Below are 19,646 nucleotides of genomic sequence, written 5' to 3' on the forward strand. Positions count from 1 at the left end.
ATGTTATTTTAATATAGGGCAAATAATCTTTATGAGGTGAGTACTAATGAAACGTATTGGTGTTTTAACAAGTGGTGGAGATTCACCTGGAATGAACGCTGCTATTCGTGCGGTTGTTCGTAAAGCAATATATCATGATCTAGAGGTATATGGTATCTATCATGGATACGCAGGATTAATTTCTGGTCATATTGAGAAATTAGAATTAGGTTCTGTAGGTGATATTATTCATCGCGGTGGAACAAAATTATATACAGCAAGATGTCCTGAGTTTAAAGAACTAGAAGGACAATTAAAAGGGATTGAACAATTAAATAAATTTGGTATTGAAGGACTTGTTGTTATCGGTGGGGATGGTTCTTACCAAGGTGCGAAAAAATTAACAGAGCACGGTTTCCCATGTGTTGGTGTACCTGGCACAATCGATAATGATATTCCTGGTACGGATTTCACAATTGGTTTTGATACAGCTTTAAATACTGTTATCGATGCAATTGATAAAATTCGTGATACAGCTACATCCCATGAACGTACATATGTAATTGAAGTAATGGGGCGCCATGCAGGTGACATCGCATTATGGGCTGGTTTAGCAGACGGTGCAGAAACAATTTTAATTCCAGAAGAAGATTACGATATGGAAGATGTAATTGCTCGTCTAAAACGCGGTAGTGAACGCGGAAAGAAACATAGTATTATCGTTGTAGCAGAAGGCGTTGGCAGTGCGATTGAAATCGGTAAACAAATCGAAGAAGCGACTAATTTTGATACACGCGTTACAGTATTAGGTCACGTACAACGCGGAGGATCTCCAAGTGCGATGGACCGTGTATTAGCGAGTCGTCTTGGTGCAAGAGCAGTTGAGCTTTTATTAGAAGGAAAAGGTGGCCGCTGCGTAGGTATTCAAAATAATCAACTTGTTGATCATGATATTATCGAAGCATTAGCGAAAAAACATGAAATTGATGCAGAGATGTATCAGTTATCAAAAGAATTATCCATCTAATTGGTGTAATGCAAAGTTAATGGTAACGTTTTCATAAATATTTGGAGGTGCGGTATGCGCAAAACTAAAATTGTATGTACGATTGGTCCTGCTAGTGAAAGTATTGAGAAGTTAGAACAATTAATCGGAGCAGGTATGAATGTTTGTCGTTTAAACTTCTCTCATGGTAGTCATGAGGAGCATGGATTACGCATTAAAACGATTCGTGAGGCTGCAAAGAAAACAGGTAAAACTGTAGCAATCTTACTTGATACAAAAGGTCCAGAAATTCGTACACATGACTTTGTAGACGGACAAGCTGAACTAAAAACAGGTGCAGAAGTTGTTATTTCTACAGAGCAAGTATTAGGAACTGCTGAAAAGTTCTCTGTAACTTATGCAGGACTTTACGACGATGTAGACCCAGGTTCTCGTATTCTAATTGATGACGGTCTTATTGAGTTAGAAGTAATTGAAAAAGCAAACGGCGATATTCGCACAAAAGTATTAAATAGCGGTATGGTGAAAAATAAAAAAGGTGTAAACGTACCGAACGTAAGCATTAAGCTTCCTGGTATCACAGAAAAAGATATTCAAGATATCGTCTTCGGTATCGAGCAAGGCGTTGACTTCATTGCAGCTTCTTTCGTACGTAAAGCATCTGATGTATTAGAAATTCGTGAGCTATTAGAAGCACACGGTGCAGATTACATTCAAATTATTCCGAAAATCGAGAATCAAGAAGGTATCGATAATATTAATTCTATCCTAGAAGTTTCTGATGGTTTAATGGTAGCACGCGGTGACATGGGTGTGGAAATTCCACCAGAAGAAGTACCGTTAGTACAAAAGCGTCTAATCAAAAAATGTAACGTATTAGGAAAGCCGGTTATCACAGCGACGCAAATGTTAGATTCTATGCAACGTAACCCTCGTCCGACACGCGCAGAAGCAAGTGACGTAGCGAACGCTATTTTCGATGGTACAGATGCAATCATGCTTTCTGGTGAAACAGCAGCAGGGTTATATCCAGTTGAAGCAGTGAAAATGATGGCAAATATTGCATTGCGTGTTGAAAAATCATTGCAATATGAAGATATGTTCCAAAAACGTCTTAAAGAGCAATCTTCCACAATTACAGATGCAATTAGCCAATCTGTTGCACATACAGCGCTTGCACTTGAAGTAGCGGCAATCGTAGCTCCTACAGAGAGCGGTTATACTGCAAAAATGATTTCTAAATATCGTCCGAAATCTCCAATTGTAGCTGTAACATCTAATGAACAAGTATGCCGTCGTCTTGCGCTTTCTTGGGGTGTACAAGCGTATATGGCAGAAGAAAAAGCAAAATCTACAGATGAAATGCTAGAAACAGCTATTCAAACAGCTATGGATGCAGATATGATCGGTCTTGGTGATACAGTTGTAATCACTGCTGGTGTACCGCTTGCTGAAACTGGCACAACAAACTTAATGAAAATTCATGTTGTTGGCGAACAAATCGCTAAAGGACAAGGGATTGGCCGTAAAACAGCAAAAGGTAAAGTTGTTGTAGCGAAAACAGCTGAGGAAGCATTAGCGAACGTAACAGAAGGTTCTATTCTTGTTACAGTAAGCACTGATAAAGATATGATTCCGGCGATTGAAAAAGCAGCAGCACTTATTGTAGAAGAAGGCGGATTAACAAGCCATGCAGCAGTTGTTGGTGTATCAATTGGTATTCCAGTTATCGTTGGTGTAGCAACTGCAACTTCTACGCTAAAAAGTGGCCAAGAAGTAACAGTTGATGCAGCGCGTGGAATTGTATATAATGGACATGCGGAAGTGCTATAAGTAATAATATGTGGGGAAGGATGCGGATCCTTCTCTTTTTTTTACAAAAAAATAATATAAAAACCCCTTTCTTTTTAGGGGGGGCGAGAGCGTCTGGTCATGCATAGCAGCGGCTTATAAAGTGAAACTTTAATCAGTGGGGGTTTTCTTCATCCCCCACTGATTATTAGTTGAACCAATCGGGCTTTTACGGGCAGTTTATCTCCCGCCTAACTTCTTTGCTTTCGCTGAATTTTGAGGTGGGAGTATTACTGCCCGTTAATGCGGGATAAAGAAAGCGGAGTATACTGTTTAGACATGAGGGTCTAGAGGTTGGAGCTAGACAAAGATGTTGAAAAATTAAAATGGATCTACACCTCGCCGCCTTTCTTTGTTTTAAAACTTTGCGCGTGGCACAGGATCTGGCCTTGACCGCTCTTGTGCATAGCCAGTCCCTCTCGCCCGTTTAAAAAAATGCTTTTAATGGATTTATATAGAGGGAGAGGTGAGAGGAATGAAGGTATTTCTCTTTTTGTTTATTTTAATTCCAGCGTTAGAAATTACGGTGCTGATCGGATCGAGTCAATGGATTGGGTTATGGCCGACATTTTGTGTTATTATGCTAACGAGTATAATGGGAGCATATATAGCAAAGCGTCAAGGGTTAGCAGTATGGAGAGAGATTCAATATCGGTTCAGTAGAGGTGAACTTCCGGGCGATGCTGTATTGGATGCGATTTGTATTTTTGCAGGTGGTATACTTCTAATGATCCCGGGCTATATAACAGATTGTGTAGGAGTAGTTTTATTGATTCCGGCAGCGAGAAAACCGGTGAAATATATGATAATCAAATGGATGGAACGCAAAATAAATCGAAACCATACCATTATCGTGCAAAAATAACGCTTGAGAGAGAAGAACTCTTCAAGCGTTATTTTTTGTCGGAAAAACAGATGTATATTTATTCATTTGTAGAAAAACAAAGAAAAATATAGTATTTTTATTCATTTTTATAAATAAAAAAACAAGGAGGGATCTCTCCTTGTTTTAGCTGATTTTTATTAATGAAGTTTCACTTTACCCTTTTATAAACTTCCAAAGATCTTTAAATACATTTGCTTTATGCAATGTATTTAATAAAACGAGTGTTACAGGACCGATAATTAATCCTAAAAAACCAAATAGTTTAAATCCGATAAATAAAGAAAATAATGTTGGTAGTGGATCAAGTCCAATGTTAGATGATAATACCTTTGGCTCCATTAATTGACGCTGTACAATGACAACGATATATAAAATAAGCAACCCAAGCGCGAAGGTGGTATCTCCTGTAAAAAATACATAAATAATCCATGGGATGAAGACAGCCCCTGTTCCTAAATATGGAAGTAAATCCACAAATCCTGTAATAAGGGCGGTCGTAATTGCATACGGTACACGCAAAATTAATAGGCCAATTAGAACAATAATAGTCGTCATAGATATGAGTGTAAATTGTGCTTTTACAAATCCAAACAAAGCTTTTCGTAAATCCACAAAAATTGTTTTTCCATAACCGTGTAACCGATTAGGTAATAACTTTTCGACTTTACAAGCAAGGCGGTGCCAGTCAAAGCTAATAAAGAAAGTGGCTAACAAAACGAATACGAGAACAGTTAAGGTGGTTGGAAGAGCGCTAATGAAGTTTGTTAATCCGCTTATAATAGCTGTCAAAATAGATTTCATTTGCTGCGTTGCTTCCGCACCGAGATTTTGAATGTTTGTTGTAATCGTACTTTGTTGTGTTGCGCCGAGATGGTTAAACTTAGCAATTAAATCATTGTAGAGTGGCATAATATTGGTAAGTGCAAATTCCTGTAAATACTGAACTAGAGACGGGAATTTGTCTGGTACGATTTGTAACAAATATGTTGCTGCGGAAATCGCTTCTGTTACAAGATACGTAACGAACCCAACGATGGCGCCAAACACAAGAATGAGGCTGATAAGTACAGACAAAGCACGAGGAAATCGTAGTTTTTGATCGAGAAAGTTTACAACTGGATTGATCAAATATGCAATTGCAAAAGCGATAATAAATGGGTAGACAAGACTTGATATATATAATAGTGCGTATACTCCTAATATAGTTGCTGCAATAACAAAGAGAAGTCGAAGTGCCATGTAGAGTAAATTTCGATTCAAAGGTGTTTTCCCTCCCCTGTAAGAATGTTACGTATGAGTGAAACTTGTGTAATTATTCACTTGAAAATATGCATCAAATGATGAGATGCTTTCATGCCTCTTCTGTAAATGGTATGATATAATATAGGTTTTTTCTTTCTTATTTTACCTTTTTCTTATAAGAAAGAAAAGGAAAGTAATCACTTTTGATGTAAGTGGAAACGATTCTCTATTTAAAGAACGAATTCCTCTTTTTCTTTCAGAAAAGGGGCATATTTGAGAGTTCTTCATTATTCTCAGAAAGGATGTAACATCATGATTAGTCAGTCGACTTTATTTTTATTCATACTTCTTATTATTGGACTTATCGCGAAAAATCAATCTTTAACAGTGGCGGTTGGCGTTTTACTTTTGCTGAAGTGGACGTTTTTAGGAGATAAAATTTTCCCTTATTTGCAAACGAAAGGAATTAACCTCGGGGTTACCGTTATAACAATTGCGGTCCTTGTTCCGATTGCGACAGGAGAAATTGGCTTTAAGCAGCTTGTAGAGGCGACAAAATCTTATTATGCTTGGATTGCTCTCGCTTCAGGTATTGCTGTAGCGCTTATTGCAAAAGGCGGCGTACAACTTTTAGCACATGATCCGCACATTACGACCGCTCTTGTGTTTGGAACAATTCTTGCTGTAGCATTATTTAATGGAGTAGCGGTAGGACCGTTAATTGGAGCAGGAATTGCATACGCTGTGATGAACATTATACAGCTGTTTAAATAAAAAAATCTATTTTAATATAAATTTTTCGAATTCTATCCATTCACAAGAGTCAGATAATTGTTTATAATGTATTTAGGCACTTCTTCGATTTATATAACAGCATAGACCTACACCAGATAAAATAAAAACAACATGAAATAATTTTGTTAATATTGTTTTATACTGTTTTTATAAGTAAGCTCTCCGAAATTATATTTCCTCACTATGTATCGTTTGTAGCGTGGGGGTTCGGGGAGAAGCTCACGTCCATGCTCCAAAGCATGGGGCGATAAATAGATGTAAAAATGGTAATGATTGTGCCATTGTGTATTTCACTTGTTTAAGAGGTGAACGGATGCTCATTCACTTTCTTGAACAGTGAAACACACATTTTATTGAGACAAAGTATAAGGCTAGGGAGAAATTTCGAGGAAGAGGAGAGATTATAATGACTGTTATTCGAGGTTTAGAAGGGGTAGTAGCAACAACATCATCTGTAAGTTCTATTATTGATGATACATTAACTTATGTGGGATACAATATCGATGATTTAGCTGAAAATGCTACATTTGAAGAAGTTGTATATTTATTATGGCATCGCAAACTTCCAAATGAAGTAGAATTAGAGGAATTAAAAACACAGTTAGCTGAGTATGCAGCAGTGCCAAAAGGTATTTTAGAATATTTAAAAAGCACAAACTTAACAAATGCGCATCCAATGTCTGTTTTACGTACAGTAATTTCCATGTTATCATTGTATGATGAGAGTGCTGAATTAATGGATGAAGCGTCCAATTATTTGAAAGCGGTTAAATTGCAGGCGCAAGTTGCAAGTCTTGTTGCAGCATATGCGAGAATTCGTAAGGGGTTACCGGTTGTTGAACCTCGCAAAGATTTATCATTAGCAGCAAACTTTTTATATATGTTAAATGATCGTGAACCAAATGAAGTTGAGATTGAAGCGTTTGATAAGGCGCTTGTACTTCATGCGGATCATGAATTAAATGCATCTACTTTCACAGCGCGTGTTTGCGTGGCTACACTTTCTGATGTATATTCCGGTATTACAGCAGCAATTGGTGCTTTAAAAGGACCACTTCATGGCGGAGCAAATGAAAACGTAATGAAGATGCTAATGGAAATTGGTGAAGAAGAAAATGTAGAATCGTATATTCATAATGCACTTGATAATAAAGTGAAAATTATGGGCTTTGGTCATCGTGTATACAGCAACGGTGATCCACGTGCAAAACATTTACGTGAAATGTCTAAGCGATTATGCGTGCTAACAGGACAAGAGAAGTGGTATAATATGTCTATCAAAATTGAGGAGCTTGTAACTTCAGCAAAACCGCTTCCACCAAATGTAGATTTTTATTCTGCATCTGTGTACCATTGCTTAGGAATTGATCATGATTTATTTACACCAATCTTTGCAGTCAGCCGTATGTCTGGTTGGTTAGCTCATATTCTAGAACAATATGAAAATAACCGCCTCATTCGTCCGCGTGCAGATTATACTGGTCCGATTAACCAACGCTATGTACCAATCGGACAAAGAATATAGTGCGCTTTCATAAGTCTGACTTTTTCGTAAAGATATAATGATTGAAATATTTAAACTTAATTTATGATTTGAACTGAGGGGTTTATCCCTCAGTTTCATATATATGAAATTTCAAACATGGGGGTAATCACATTGACTACAGGAGAAAAAATTACCGTAACGAATGGCGTTATGAACGTACCTAACAATCCAATCATTCCTTTTATTGAAGGGGATGGAATTGGACCAGATATTTGGGCGGCAGCATCTCGTGTGTTAGAAGCAGCTGTTGAAAAAGCATATAATGGCGAGAAGAAAATTGTTTGGAAAGAAGTGTTTGCAGGGGAGAAAGCATTTAATCAAACAGGTGAGTGGTTACCAGAAGAAACGTTAGAATTGATTCGCGAATATTTAATCGCAATTAAAGGACCGTTAACAACTCCTGTTGGTGGCGGAATTCGTTCTTTAAACGTAGCACTTCGTCAAGAATTAGACTTATACGTATGTTTACGTCCTGTTCGCTATTTTGATGGGGTTCCTTCTCCTATTAAGCGTCCGGAAGATACTGATATGGTTATTTTCCGTGAAAATACGGAGGATATCTACGCTGGTATTGAATATGCGCAAGGTTCTGAAGAGGTTCAAAAGCTTCTTGCGTTTTTACAAAATGAAATGGGTGTAAAGAAAATCCGTTTCCCAGAAACTTCTGGACTTGGTATTAAACCAATTTCTGAAGATGGTACAAAGCGTCTTGTTCGCGCTGCAATTCAATATGCAATTAATGAAAAACGTTCTTCTGTTACATTAGTTCATAAAGGTAACATTATGAAATTCACAGAAGGTGCTTTCAAAAACTGGGGTTATGAAGTAGCAGAACAAGAATTTGGCGACAAAGTATTTACTTGGGCTGAATATGATCGAATTGTTGAGAAAGAAGGAAAAGATGCTGCGAATAAAGCGATGTCAGACGCAGAAGCGGCTGGGAAAATTATCGTAAAAGATTCAATTGCAGATATTTTCTTACAACAAATCTTAACGCGCCCACGCGAGTTCGATGTTGTAGCAACAATGAACTTAAATGGCGATTATATTTCTGATGCACTTGCAGCACAAGTTGGCGGCATCGGTATTGCACCTGGTGCTAATATTAACTATGTTACTGGACATGCTATTTTTGAAGCGACACATGGTACAGCTCCAAAATATGCAGGTTTAGATAAGGTAAATCCATCTTCAGTTCTTCTTTCAGGAGTATTAATGTTAGAACATTTAGGATGGAATGAAGCAGCGAACTTAGTTACTAATTCTGTAGAAAGAACGATTGCTTCAAAAGTGGTAACATATGACTTCGCACGCCTTATGGAAGGTGCAACTGAAGTGAAATGTTCCGAATTTGCTGATGCTCTTATTAACAATATGGACGCAGCGGTTATTAAAAACTCATAATTCAAAGTGGGGGAGAAATTATGACAATCAAACGCAAAAAGGTTTCAGTCATCGGTGCAGGATTTACAGGGGCAACAGCAGCATTCTTATTAGCGCAAAAAGAATTAGCAGACGTTGTATTAGTGGACATTCCACAACTTGAAAATCCAACAAAAGGGAAAGCGTTAGATATGTTAGAAGCAAGCCCTATACAAGGTTTCGATGCTAACGTTATCGGCACATCTGATTACGCAGATACAGCTAATTCTGACGTTGTAATTATTACGGCAGGTATCGCTCGTAAGCCAGGTATGAGTCGTGATGATTTAGTAGCAACAAACTCTAAAATTATGAAAAGTGTAACGCAGGAAATTGCGAAATATTCTCCGAATACAATTATTATTGTATTAACAAATCCAGTTGATGCAATGACATATTCTGTATTTAAAGAAGCTGGGTTCCCGAAAGAGCGCGTTATCGGTCAATCTGGTGTATTAGATACAGCTCGTTTCCGTACATTTATTGCACAAGAATTAAATTTATCTGTGAAAGATATTACAGGATTTGTTCTTGGTGGACACGGTGATGAGATGGTGCCGCTTGTTCGTTATTCTTATGCAGGTGGTATCCCGCTTGAAACATTAATTCCGAAAGAACGCTTAAATGCGATTGTTGAACGCACTCGTAAAGGCGGCGGTGAAATTGTAAATCTATTAGGAAACGGTAGTGCATACTATGCACCGGCTGCTTCTTTAGTAGAGATGGCTGAGGCCATCTTAAAAGACCAACGCCGTGTATTACCAGCTATTGCATACCTTGAAGGTGAATATGGCTATAGCGATCTTTACTTAGGTGTTCCAGTTATCCTTGGTGGTAACGGAATCGAAAAGATTATTGAATTAGATCTTCTTCCTGAAGAAAAAGAAGGATTAGATCGTTCTGTAGAATCTGTACGTAGTGTAATGAAGGTTCTTGCATAAAGTGAAACTTTAATCAGTGGGGGTTTTCTTCATCCCCCACTGATGGTTAGTCCGCCTAATCGGGCTTTTACGGGCAGTTTATCTCCCGTCTAGTACTGCTCGTTAATGCGGGATAAAAAAAGAAGGAAAAAGATTCGGGACTCCCGAATCTTTTTCCACTATTAGAAGGATATTTTTGTGAAATAATTTGAAAGCGTTAACAAAGGAGTGTCCTACACTATAATACGTAGACTTGTAGCGAATGTTCTCTTATCTTTATAAAGATTTATATAATATACCACTTCGAGTAGGATAATGAAAATATCGATTGGAGGGATTGTATCATGTTAAAGAAAAGAAGCAAATTAGGTCGTAAAATGGATGAAATTACAGTAGGAGAAAAGTTATCCGTTACAGAGAAAATAGAAGACAAAGATTTGTTATTATATTTAGGATTAACGAATGATTCGAATCCGTTATATATTCAGCATGATTACGCATCCCAAACTCCGTATGAAAAACCAATTGTACCAACTATTATGCTAACTGGGATTGTTACAACTGCAGTTACGAAGTACTTACCTGGTCCAGGAAGTCACGTCGTAAGACAAGAAATCGAATTTATAAAGCCTGTATATCACTACGCAACGCTCCAAATTCATTTTGAAGTTGTTTCCGTTGACCCAGAAAATCATTTCATTGAAATGCAAATGGTTGCGTACAATGAACAGGAAGAAGAAGTAATAAAAGGGTTACTAACAGTAGCACCACCGCATCATTTAACGACGATATTTGAAAGATCTTTAGATAACTTTTAAGTAGCTACACAGTTATCCTGTGAAAAAAGATTGAAAAGCATCTTTTTTTAATGGGCGAGAGGGACTGGCTGTGTATAGAGCGGTCAGGGCCTATTCCTGCCACGTCCCATATGTCTTATTCTATGGAGGACATATGCTTAAATATAATTTGAAAATTAGTGATATTCCCGCGATTTTATGGGGAGATAAGAGTGAAAAAATTTTTATTGCAGTACATGGAAATATGTCAAATAAGGAAGATGTAGTTATTCAAATATTAGCGGAAAAAGCCAATCAAAAAGGTTATCAAGTATTAAGCTTTGATTTACCTGAGCATGGAGAAAGAAAAAATGATAATACTCCTTGCAAAGTACAGTTTTGTGTTAGTGAATTATCTATAATTATGAATTACGCAAAAGAACATTGGAAAGAAGTAAGCGTGTTTGCATGTAGTATGGGAGCTTATTTTAGCCTTTTAGGCTATCAAAATGATGTGTTAGAAAAGGCATTATTTTTATCACCAGTAGTTAATATGGAACGAATTATCGAAAATATGATGAAATGGTTTAATGTAACACCAGAGCTTTTGCAAAAAGAAATGACTATAGAGACACCTATTGGTCAAAAGTTATATTGGGATTATTTATGCTATGTAAAAGAACATCCTATTAATACATGGAATACAGATACATATATTATGTATGGAGCCAAGGATGAACTGTGCGAATTTGAAACTATTAACTATTTTACAAAAAAACATTGTTGTGAATTAGAAGTCATAGAAACAGGTGAACATTACTTTCATACTGAAGAACAGCTAAAGATATTTGAACAGTGGTTACACAAACATATCGATTAACACAACGCGCATTTCCGATTTTATCCAACTATTCGCAGGCAGTGCTCATATGGATGAGTGGTTACAAATCTACAATGAAAAAAATCTTTTGATGTAGCGGTGAATGCAATTGCATACAAGAAAAAAGATAGATAAGGCATATGATTTTGTGCCCTATCTATCCTTTTTTTCTTATTATATTAATTATGTATAACGCCTCTTAGAAGAGAAGGGATTTTACCCACGCGGCCATAACATAATAAATACGCCGACGATACAAACAGAAGCTCCAGCCCAGTCGAATAAGTCGGGAGTTTTCTTATCAACCCACAAGCCCCACAGCAAACTCATGACAATAAACACGCCGCCGTAAGCTGCATACACTCTTCCGAAGCTTGAGAATACTTGGAACGTAGCGATAACACCATATAAAAATAAAATAACGCCGCCGATGATTCCAATTCCGATAGAACCACCTTCGCGCAGCCATTTCCAAATGAGGTAACCGCCGCTAATTTCAGCTAAGCCTGCAAGAAAAAAGATAATAAATGCTTTTAACATAAAAGCTCCTTTCTATTCTATATACATCTAAATTAAAAAAACGAAATAAAGTGAAACTTCCATCAGTGGGGGTTTTCTTCATCCACCACTGATGGTTAGTTGAACCAATCGGGCTTTTACGAGCAGTTATCTCCCACCTATCTTCTTCGCTTCTCTCTCTCAATCTTGAGGTGGGAGTATTACTGCCCGTTAATGCGGGATAAAACCATTTTTTTCGGTGGGCGAGAGCATCTAGCCATGCATAGAAACGGTCAGAGCCCTTTTCCTGCCACATGCAAGGTAAAACAAAGGGAGAAAGCAAGTGCAGGCTCTTCTGCATGGCCGCAATCTATATGTTGAAAAGGATCACGATTACTCCGTTAGATGCTCTCTAATTTTGAAAAGAACAGTGATTTTTAAACTTTTATATATAAAATGCATATTCATGTTTTCTTGTATAAGGGTAACATAAAGTAAAACAGTAGTCAGTAGCAGGACTACTTCTGAGATGTGGAATAAAGTCATGTTTTTCACAACACAATTGTATTGAGAGGGGTTTTGTTTTCTAGTATGATGGAAATATCGGGGAAGAATACTAGGGTGAGGAAGGTTTAGAGCCTATAACTTGGAGGAATAGAATGAGCAATCGAATTTTGGTCGTAGACGATGAGGAGTTTATTTTAACTTTAATCGAATTTAATCTGCAGCAAGCAGGGTTTGAGGTTATAACAGCGATGGATGGGGAAACAGCGCTGCATAAGGCGCAGACAGAACGCCCTGATCTCATTATATTAGATTTAATGCTTCCAAAGATGGATGGCATGGAAGTTTGTAAAGAACTGCGTCTAGGGCGTATAATGACCCCTATTTTAATGTTAACTGCAAAAGATGATGAATTTGATAAAGTATTAGGTCTTGAGCTTGGAGCGGATGATTATATGACAAAGCCGTTTAGTCCAAGGGAAGTAGTTGCGCGTGTAAAAGCTATTTTACGCCGTACGAAAATTCATGATGGACAAGCTCCGGAAGTAGAGGATGAAAATAGCATTGTAATTGCTGAATTAAGAATTTTACCAGATTTTTATGAAGCATATTTTAAAGGAGACAAGTTAGAACTTACGCCAAAAGAATTTGAATTACTCGTATATTTAGCGAAACATAAAGGGCGCGTGTTAACTCGCGATCAGCTGCTAAGTGCAGTGTGGAATTATGACTTTGCTGGTGATACACGTATTGTTGATGTTCATATTAGTCACTTGCGAGATAAAATCGAAAAAAACACAAAAAAACCAACTTATATTAAAACAATCCGCGGATTAGGTTATAAATTGGAGGAGCCAAAAGGAGATGAATAAATTTCGCTCAAGGCTTCTCCTTACTTTTATTTCTCTCATTGTACTTATTGTTGTAGGAACAGGGATATTGATGGAAAAAGTATTTGAAGGATTTTATGTTGATCATGTCCATGAGAGAATCGAGAAAGAAACAAAGTATATAGCTTCTGTTGTTGAGGCGGAAGGAATTGATCATGTTCTAAAGAACCCAAATGCATTTTCGAAATTAGAAGAGCATTTCGGTGTATACGTAACGTTTCTAGATGAACAAAAACAAGTTCAATATAATACTGCAAAAGAGCAGACGGTGTTACATAAAGAAGTGATAGAAGAACTTCTTCCTGAAGCAAGAAAACAAACGCATGCAGTTGTGATGAAGGAAACAAATGATAAATATCCTTATTATTATGTGACGTTTATTCAAGATACACAGGGGAAGAAAGGGTATCTTATTATTAACGCTTCTATGGAATCTTTGACAACTGTACATCCCAAAATGTGGGGCTTGTTAATTGGTGGCTTTATTAGTTCTTGTCTCGTTGTTATATTTCTTGGGATGAAAATTACAGCACAATATATTCGGCCGATTGAGTCTGTGACAAAAGTAGCTATTGAATTGGCTAAAGGGAATTATAAAGCGCGTGCTTATGAAAATCATTCAGACGAGACGGGAATGCTCAGTAAAGCGATGAACGTTTTAGCACGTAATTTACAAGAGATGACATTAGAGCAAGAAATGCAGCAAGATCGGTTGCATACACTTATTGAAAATATGGGAAGCGGTATGATTTTAATTGATAGCCGTGGTTATATTAGTCTTGTTAACCGCTCTTATAAAGAGATTTTCCATGTAACAGATGAAGAGTATTTGCATCGTTTATATTATGAGGCATTTACGCATAAAGAAATTGTCGAACTCGTAGAAGAAATTTTTATGACAGAGGTTAAAGTGCGAAAACAAATGTTGTTGCCTCTTGAAATTGAAAGAAAACATTTTGAAGTGTACGGTGCCCCTATTATTGGAACGAACCATGAATGGAAAGGGATTGTTCTTGTTTTCCATGATATTACAGAGCTTAAGAAGCTTGAGCAAATGCGTAAAGATTTCTTGGCAAATGTTTCGCATGAATTGAAAACACCAATTACTTCTATTAAAGGGTTTTCAGAAACATTACTTGACGGAGCGATGGAAAACCAGCAGTTTCGTGAGCATTTCTTACATATTATTTTGAAAGAAAGCGACCGAATGCAAGCGTTAATTGAAGATTTGCTTGATTTATCGAAAATTGAGCAACAAGAGTTTCAATTAAATATGGGTGTTGTCGACGTAAAGGAGTTATTAGAAGAAGTTGGTATGATATTAGATAATAAAGCAGCCGATAAAGACATTCATTTGCATGTTGATGTGAATGAACATGTTTCTGTCATAGGAGATGCAGTGCGGTTAAAACAAGTTTTTATTAACTTAATGAATAATGCAATTTTATATACGCCAGCTGGTGGAGCTGTTTCTGTTACGTTTTCTCATGATAGCCAAAACGTATATATAAAAGTGTCAGATACAGGTGTTGGAATAGAAAAAGAAGAGATTCCTCGTATTTTTGAACGTTTTTACCGCGTTGATAAAGCGCGCAGTCGTAATACGGGTGGTACAGGACTTGGATTATCTATTGTGAAACATTTAGTTGAAGCGCATCATGGGATGATTACTGTAGAAAGTAAGATTGGGGTTGGAACGACATTTACTGTTACTCTTCAAAAGTATAATAAAGTGAAACTTTAATCAGTGGGGGGCTTCATCCCCCACTGATTATTAGCCCGCCTAATCGGGCTTTTGCGGGCAGTTTATCTCCCACCGAACATTCTAGCCACTGGAGCTGGACAATGCTTTCGCTGAATTTTGAGGTGGGAGTATTACTGCCCACGAATAGCGGGATAAATAGACATTTACAGTATATTAACAATAGCTTCACTTTATATTAATAAAGGTCTGTTACTATAATACATGAAAACCCCTTCATCCAAGGATTAGTTTGGGACGAGAATAAGGAAGCTTATTCTCGTCACTTCCCTTTTGTATGACAAAATAGTTTCCACTTATTATGTTAAATATAGTTATTAAAGAAAGCCGTTATTTTTCTTCTCTCTTTCAATCGTGGTAATATAGAGAGAAGAAAAGGAACGGTTTTTTCTGTTGTATTGAGAAATCGTTTTAATTTTTTACAGGGAGGTTGTTCCATTTGGAAAAGAAAGTTGTTTTAGTTGATGGGAATAATATTGCGTATCGCGCTTTCTTTGCGCTGCCGCTTTTAAATAACGATAAAGGTATACATACAAATGCCATTTATGGTTTTACGATGATGCTCATGAGAATTTTAGAAGAAGAAAAACCAACGCATATGCTCGTTGCGTTTGATGCGGGGAAAACAACGTTTCGTCATAAAACATTTAGTGAATATAAAGGCGGCCGCCAAAAAACGCCGCCAGAATTATCAGAGCAGTTTCCGTTCATTCGTGAATTGTTAGATGCGTTTCATGTGTCTCGCTATGAATTAGAGAACTACGAAGCGGATGACATTATGGGAACATTGGCGAAAGAAGCGAGTGAGCAAGGTGTTCAAGTAAAAGTTATTTCTGGAGATAAAGATTTGCTTCAGCTCGTTTCAGACAATACGCGCGTTTGTATTCCGCGTAAAGGAATTACAGAAGTGGACGAGTATACGAAAGAAACATTATTTGAAAAATATAGCTTATCTCCAAAGCAAATTATTGATATGAAAGGGCTGATGGGAGATCAATCAGATAATATCCCGGGTGTCCCTGGTGTTGGCGAGAAGACAGCTATTAAATTGTTAACACAATTTGAAACAGTAGAAGCTGTATATGAAAATTTAGATAAAGTGAGCGGTAAGAAATTAAAAGAAAAGCTTGAGGAAAATAAAGAGCAAGCGTTGATGAGTAAAGAGTTAGCAACAATTATTACCGATGCACCAGTTACAATTCATTTAGAAGACATTGCTTATAACGGATATGAACATAGCGATTTAATTCCGGTGTTCGAGAATTTAGGGTTTCACTCTTTGTTAACGAAGTTAGGCGCAAAGGTTGCAGAAACACCTGCAGCTGAGTTAGATGATATCTCATTTGAAATTGTAGAAGAAGTAACGGAGGAAATGTTGCAGCAGGATAGCGCAATCATTGTAGAAGTGCAAGAAGATAATTATCACGAAGCGGATATTCAAGGGTTTGGTATTCAGAACGAAAATGGATGTTACTTTGTTCCGGCTGATATTGCTTTATCATCACAAGCTTTTACAGACTGGTTAGCGAATCCAGAAATGAAGAAGTATACATTTGACGCAAAGCGTGCAATTGTTTCGTTAAAATGGAAAGGCTATGAAATTAAGGGGATCGACTTTGATTTATTAATTGCAGCGTATTTACTTGATCCAGCGGAGACAGATAAAGATTTCCGTGCTGTTGCGAAAATGAAAGATACGCATGCTGTGCGATCAGATGAAGAAGTATACGGAAAAGGGGCAAAACGAGCTGTACCAGAGCAGGTAGTTGTCGCGGAACACGTAGCACGAAAAGTACATGTGTTATATGATGTACAGCAATCGTTTGCTGAAGAATTGAAACATAATGAGCAGTACGAATTATTTACTGAACTGGAAATGCCGCTTTGCCGTGTATTAGCTGATATGGAATGTAAGGGCGTTGCAGTTGATACAAATCGTCTCCGCGCTATGGGTGATGAATTGGCTGCGCAGCTAAAGAAAATGGAAGAAGAAATTTACGAGCTTGCAGGAACAGAATTCAATATTAATTCACCGAAGCAACTTGGTGTAATCTTATTTGAAAATTTAAACTTACCAGTTATAAAAAAGACGAAAACTGGTTATTCTACATCGGCTGATGTTTTAGAAAAATTAATGGAGCATCATGCAATTATTCCGAAAATCTTGCATTATCGCCAGTTAGGGAAATTAAATTCTACGTACATTGAAGGGTTACTAAAAGTTGTGTATACAGATTCATCTAAAATTCATACACGTTTTAACCAGGTGTTAACACAAACAGGACGTTTAAGCTCAACGGAACCTAACTTACAAAACATTCCGATTCGTTTAGAGGAAGGAAGGAAAATCCGTCAAGCGTTTATTCCGTCAGAAAAAGATTGGATTATGTTTGCTGCAGATTATTCTCAAATAGAATTACGTGTATTAGCACATATTTCTAAAGATAACGGTTTAATTGAAGCATTCCAACATGATATGGATATTCACACAAAAACAGCGATGGATGTGTTTGGTGTTGAAAAGGATGATGTAACTTCTAATATGAGACGCCAAGCGAAAGCTGTAAACTTCGGAATTGTATACGGAATTAGTGATTATGGCTTATCACAAAACCTTGGTATTACGCGAAAAGCAGCAGCTGATTTCATTCAAAAGTATTTAGAAAGTTTTCCGGGAGTCAAAGAGTACATGAGTGATATTGTGCAAGATGCAAAACAAAAGGGCTATGTATCGACATTACTGAATCGTCGCCGTTACATCCCGGAAATTACGAGCCGTAATTTTAATGTACGCGGCTTTGCAGAGCGCACAGCAATGAATACACCTATTCAAGGTAGTGCTGCTGATATTATAAAAAAAGCGATGATTATTATGGCGGATCGATTAGAAGAAGAAGGATTACAAGCACGCCTTCTTCTGCAAGTGCACGATGAACTTATTTTTGAAGTGCCGCCAGAAGAGGTAGAAAAGCTAGAGAAGCTTGTACCTGAAGTTATGGAGCATGCAATTGAGCTTTCCGTTCCATTAAAGGTTGATTATTCATACGGTCCAACGTGGTATGACGCAAAGTAAGGAAGTGATAGTATGCCAGAATTACCAGAGGTTGAAAATGTAAGACGAACGCTAGAGCAACTCGTCAAAGGAAAAACAATTGAAGAAGTAATTGTAACATATCCAAATTTGGTGAAAGAACCAGATGATGCCGAGCTTTTCAAAGAGATGCTGCGCGGTGAAACGATTGAAGAGGTCAGACGCCGCGGCAAGTTTCTTCTTATATATGTAACCCGTTACGTCATTGTGTCTCATTTGCGAATGGAAGGAAAGTATATGCTTCATGAAAGTGATGATCCAGTTGATAAGCATACACACGTCCGTTTTCGTTTTACAGACGGTACAGAACTTCGTTACAAAGATGTACGGAAATTCGGTACGATGCATGTATTCAAAAAAGGTACAGAGTTTACAGTTATGCCGCTTGCGGATTTAGGGCCGGAGCCTTTTTCAACTGAGTTAACATCTGCATATTTACAAGAAAAATTGCAAAAAACGGCTCGGAAAGTAAAAGTTGCCTTGCTTGATCAACGTATTTTAGTAGGCCTCGGTAATATATATGTAGACGAAGTGTTATTTCGTTCACGTATTCATCCAGAGCGAGAAGCGTCTTCTTTAACAGACAAAGAATTTGAAACGTTGTATGAAGAAATTGTGGCAACGTTAACTGAAGCGGTAGAGCGCGGTGGAAGTACGATTCGTACATATGTGAATTCACAAGGAAAGATCGGTTCATTTCAAGAGCGTCTTTACGTATATGGGAGAAAAGGTGAGCCGTGTGTAACATGCGGCACTTTACTGGAAAAAACAGTTGTTGGCGGACGTGGTACACATTATTGTCCGGCTTGCCAGCCGAAAAGTTAAACAACTGAAGCAGTTGTAAAAAATATTTACTTACGGCAGTATCATTATATTTTTCACAATAACATCGGATAGGCTTCTGTCATATATATAAGCAAAGCTATATATAGGGAAGGAGCTTATCGATGTATCATTATTTCTCTCTTATTTTATTAGCTTTTACGTTAAGTTTAGATAGCTGCAGTGTAGGGCTCACGTACGGGCTCCGGAATGTTCGGATTCCACTGAAATCAATTATTGTAATTGGGATTTGTTCAGCTGTTGTGATGATACTCTCAATGGGAATCGGACATATGATTGCTCAAATTTTTTCACCGGTGCTAGCGAAAAGAATTGGAGGATTCGTTCTTGTAGCAATCGGTGCGTGGGTGTTGTATCAGTTTTTTCAAAGTGATAAAAAAGAGGATGCGCTGCAAGAAGAAAAAGTCTGGAACTTAGAAATTGCGTCTCTTGGTCTTGTCATTCAAATTTTACGAAAACCGACTGTTGCTGATTTTGATAAGTCTGGGATTATTTCTGGAATAGAAGCGCTTCTTCTTGGGATGGCACTTTCATTAGATTCATTTGGAGCTGGGATTGGGGCGTCTTTACTTGGATATTCTCCGTTCATGATGGCAGGATTAGTTGCGGTAATGAGCTCGCTATTTTTGTTCAGTGGAATGAAAGTAGGAACAATATTATCAAATATGCGATGGTTACAAAAGTTCACGTTTTTACCAGGTGTATTACTTATTATTATTGGAATTTGGAAAATGTAGGAGACGTGAAACGATTGT

Annotated in this window: 16 protein-coding genes; 14 read left to right on the top strand and 2 right to left on the bottom strand. The window is 37.5% G+C overall.

Annotated elements, in window-relative coordinates; all coding sequences use genetic code 11:
- Nucleotides 1-46 precede the first annotated feature (46 nt).
- From pfkA to MR076_RS08685, 3 genes are all read left to right on the top strand, one after another.
- Nucleotides 47-1,006 carry a 6-phosphofructokinase gene (pfkA, locus tag MR076_RS08675; RefSeq protein ID WP_242219697.1) on the top strand — a complete coding sequence of 320 codons (960 nt, stop codon included), beginning with the start codon at nt 47-49 and terminating at the stop codon, nt 1,004-1,006.
- A 54-nt stretch (nt 1,007-1,060) separates the two neighbouring features.
- Nucleotides 1,061-2,818: a pyruvate kinase gene (gene pyk / locus MR076_RS08680; protein ID WP_242219699.1), complete on the top strand. Its 1,758-nt coding sequence runs from the start codon at nt 1,061-1,063 to the stop codon at nt 2,816-2,818.
- Nucleotides 2,819-3,311: 493 nt separating this feature from the next.
- Nucleotides 3,312-3,701: an FxsA family protein gene (locus tag MR076_RS08685; protein ID WP_242219700.1), complete on the top strand. Its 390-nt coding sequence runs from the start codon at nt 3,312-3,314 to the stop codon at nt 3,699-3,701.
- A 174-nt stretch (nt 3,702-3,875) separates the two neighbouring features.
- Here the strand turns inward: MR076_RS08685 and ytvI are convergent, their stop codons facing one another.
- The gene (gene ytvI / locus MR076_RS08690; RefSeq protein ID WP_242219703.1) at nt 3,876-4,982 is read right to left on the bottom strand and encodes a sporulation integral membrane protein YtvI; all 1,107 of its coding nucleotides are present in this window, start codon (nt 4,980-4,982) and stop codon (nt 3,876-3,878) included.
- A gap of 294 nt (nt 4,983-5,276) precedes the next feature.
- Here ytvI and MR076_RS08695 point away from each other — a divergent pair, with 294 nt between their 5' ends.
- From MR076_RS08695 to MR076_RS08720, 6 genes are all read left to right on the top strand, one after another.
- A complete protein-coding gene (locus MR076_RS08695) occupies nt 5,277-5,738 on the top strand; it encodes a DUF441 domain-containing protein (RefSeq protein WP_242219705.1) in 462 nt (153 codons plus the stop codon).
- Nucleotides 5,739-6,165: 427 nt separating this feature from the next.
- Nucleotides 6,166-7,284, top strand: a complete 1,119-nt coding sequence (citZ, locus tag MR076_RS08700; protein ID WP_242219706.1) for a citrate synthase — start codon at nt 6,166-6,168, stop codon at nt 7,282-7,284.
- 132 nt (nt 7,285-7,416) lie between these two features.
- Complete coding sequence (gene icd / locus MR076_RS08705) at nt 7,417-8,709, top strand: NADP-dependent isocitrate dehydrogenase (protein ID WP_242219708.1); 1,293 nt, start codon at nt 7,417-7,419, stop codon at nt 8,707-8,709.
- 20 nt (nt 8,710-8,729) lie between these two features.
- Nucleotides 8,730-9,668 (top strand): malate dehydrogenase, encoded by a 939-nt coding sequence (mdh, locus tag MR076_RS08710; protein WP_242219710.1) that lies wholly within the window; start codon nt 8,730-8,732, stop codon nt 9,666-9,668.
- A gap of 323 nt (nt 9,669-9,991) precedes the next feature.
- Complete coding sequence (locus MR076_RS08715; RefSeq protein WP_242219712.1) at nt 9,992-10,465, top strand: MaoC family dehydratase; 474 nt, start codon at nt 9,992-9,994, stop codon at nt 10,463-10,465.
- Between the two features lie 133 nt (nt 10,466-10,598).
- A complete protein-coding gene (locus MR076_RS08720) occupies nt 10,599-11,303 on the top strand; it encodes an alpha/beta hydrolase (protein ID WP_242219714.1) in 705 nt (234 codons plus the stop codon).
- Nucleotides 11,304-11,519: 216 nt separating this feature from the next.
- On the opposite strand, the gene MR076_RS08725 is transcribed toward MR076_RS08720, so the two are convergent.
- Nucleotides 11,520-11,843, bottom strand: coding sequence for a YnfA family protein (locus MR076_RS08725; protein WP_242219717.1), 324 nt, complete (start codon nt 11,841-11,843; stop codon nt 11,520-11,522).
- Between the two features lie 617 nt (nt 11,844-12,460).
- Between MR076_RS08725 and MR076_RS08730 the strand changes: the two genes are divergently transcribed.
- The 5 genes from MR076_RS08730 to ytaF all read left to right on the top strand — a co-directional run bounded on the left by MR076_RS08730 (nt 12,461) and on the right by ytaF (nt 19,628).
- Nucleotides 12,461-13,177: a response regulator transcription factor gene (locus tag MR076_RS08730; protein WP_242219718.1), complete on the top strand. Its 717-nt coding sequence runs from the start codon at nt 12,461-12,463 to the stop codon at nt 13,175-13,177.
- Complete coding sequence (gene pnpS / locus MR076_RS08735) at nt 13,170-14,939, top strand: two-component system histidine kinase PnpS (protein WP_242219721.1); 1,770 nt, start codon at nt 13,170-13,172, stop codon at nt 14,937-14,939. Before MR076_RS08730 ends, pnpS begins: the two co-directional genes overlap by 8 nt.
- Before the next feature lie 457 nt (nt 14,940-15,396).
- Nucleotides 15,397-18,030 carry a DNA polymerase I gene (gene polA, locus MR076_RS08740; RefSeq protein ID WP_242219723.1) on the top strand — a complete coding sequence of 878 codons (2,634 nt, stop codon included), beginning with the start codon at nt 15,397-15,399 and terminating at the stop codon, nt 18,028-18,030.
- A gap of 12 nt (nt 18,031-18,042) precedes the next feature.
- Complete coding sequence (gene mutM, locus MR076_RS08745; protein ID WP_242219726.1) at nt 18,043-18,873, top strand: DNA-formamidopyrimidine glycosylase; 831 nt, start codon at nt 18,043-18,045, stop codon at nt 18,871-18,873.
- Nucleotides 18,874-18,995: 122 nt separating this feature from the next.
- The gene (gene ytaF, locus MR076_RS08750; RefSeq protein ID WP_242219727.1) at nt 18,996-19,628 is read left to right on the top strand and encodes a sporulation membrane protein YtaF; all 633 of its coding nucleotides are present in this window, start codon (nt 18,996-18,998) and stop codon (nt 19,626-19,628) included.
- Nucleotides 19,629-19,646 lie beyond the last annotated feature (18 nt).

The sequence above is a fragment of the Bacillus cereus group sp. BfR-BA-01380 genome, from assembly GCF_022663535.1.
Lineage (GTDB): Bacteria > Bacillota > Bacilli > Bacillales > Bacillaceae_G > Bacillus_A > Bacillus_A cereus_BB.

Coding starts and splice junctions, on each gene's coding strand:
- pfkA (WP_242219697.1), top strand. CDS start 47: ATGAAACGTATTGGTGTTTTAACAAGTGGTGGAGATTCACCTGGAATG.
- pyk (WP_242219699.1), top strand. CDS start 1,061: ATGCGCAAAACTAAAATTGTATGTACGATTGGTCCTGCTAGTGAAAGT.
- MR076_RS08685 (WP_242219700.1), top strand. CDS start 3,312: ATGAAGGTATTTCTCTTTTTGTTTATTTTAATTCCAGCGTTAGAAATT.
- MR076_RS08695 (WP_242219705.1), top strand. CDS start 5,277: ATGATTAGTCAGTCGACTTTATTTTTATTCATACTTCTTATTATTGGA.
- citZ (WP_242219706.1), top strand. CDS start 6,166: ATGACTGTTATTCGAGGTTTAGAAGGGGTAGTAGCAACAACATCATCT.
- mdh (WP_242219710.1), top strand. CDS start 8,730: ATGACAATCAAACGCAAAAAGGTTTCAGTCATCGGTGCAGGATTTACA.
- MR076_RS08715 (WP_242219712.1), top strand. CDS start 9,992: ATGTTAAAGAAAAGAAGCAAATTAGGTCGTAAAATGGATGAAATTACA.
- MR076_RS08720 (WP_242219714.1), top strand. CDS start 10,599: ATGCTTAAATATAATTTGAAAATTAGTGATATTCCCGCGATTTTATGG.
- MR076_RS08725 (WP_242219717.1), bottom strand. CDS start 11,843: ATGTTAAAAGCATTTATTATCTTTTTTCTTGCAGGCTTAGCTGAAATT.
- MR076_RS08730 (WP_242219718.1), top strand. CDS start 12,461: ATGAGCAATCGAATTTTGGTCGTAGACGATGAGGAGTTTATTTTAACT.
- pnpS (WP_242219721.1), top strand. CDS start 13,170: ATGAATAAATTTCGCTCAAGGCTTCTCCTTACTTTTATTTCTCTCATT.
- mutM (WP_242219726.1), top strand. CDS start 18,043: ATGCCAGAATTACCAGAGGTTGAAAATGTAAGACGAACGCTAGAGCAA.
- ytaF (WP_242219727.1), top strand. CDS start 18,996: ATGTATCATTATTTCTCTCTTATTTTATTAGCTTTTACGTTAAGTTTA.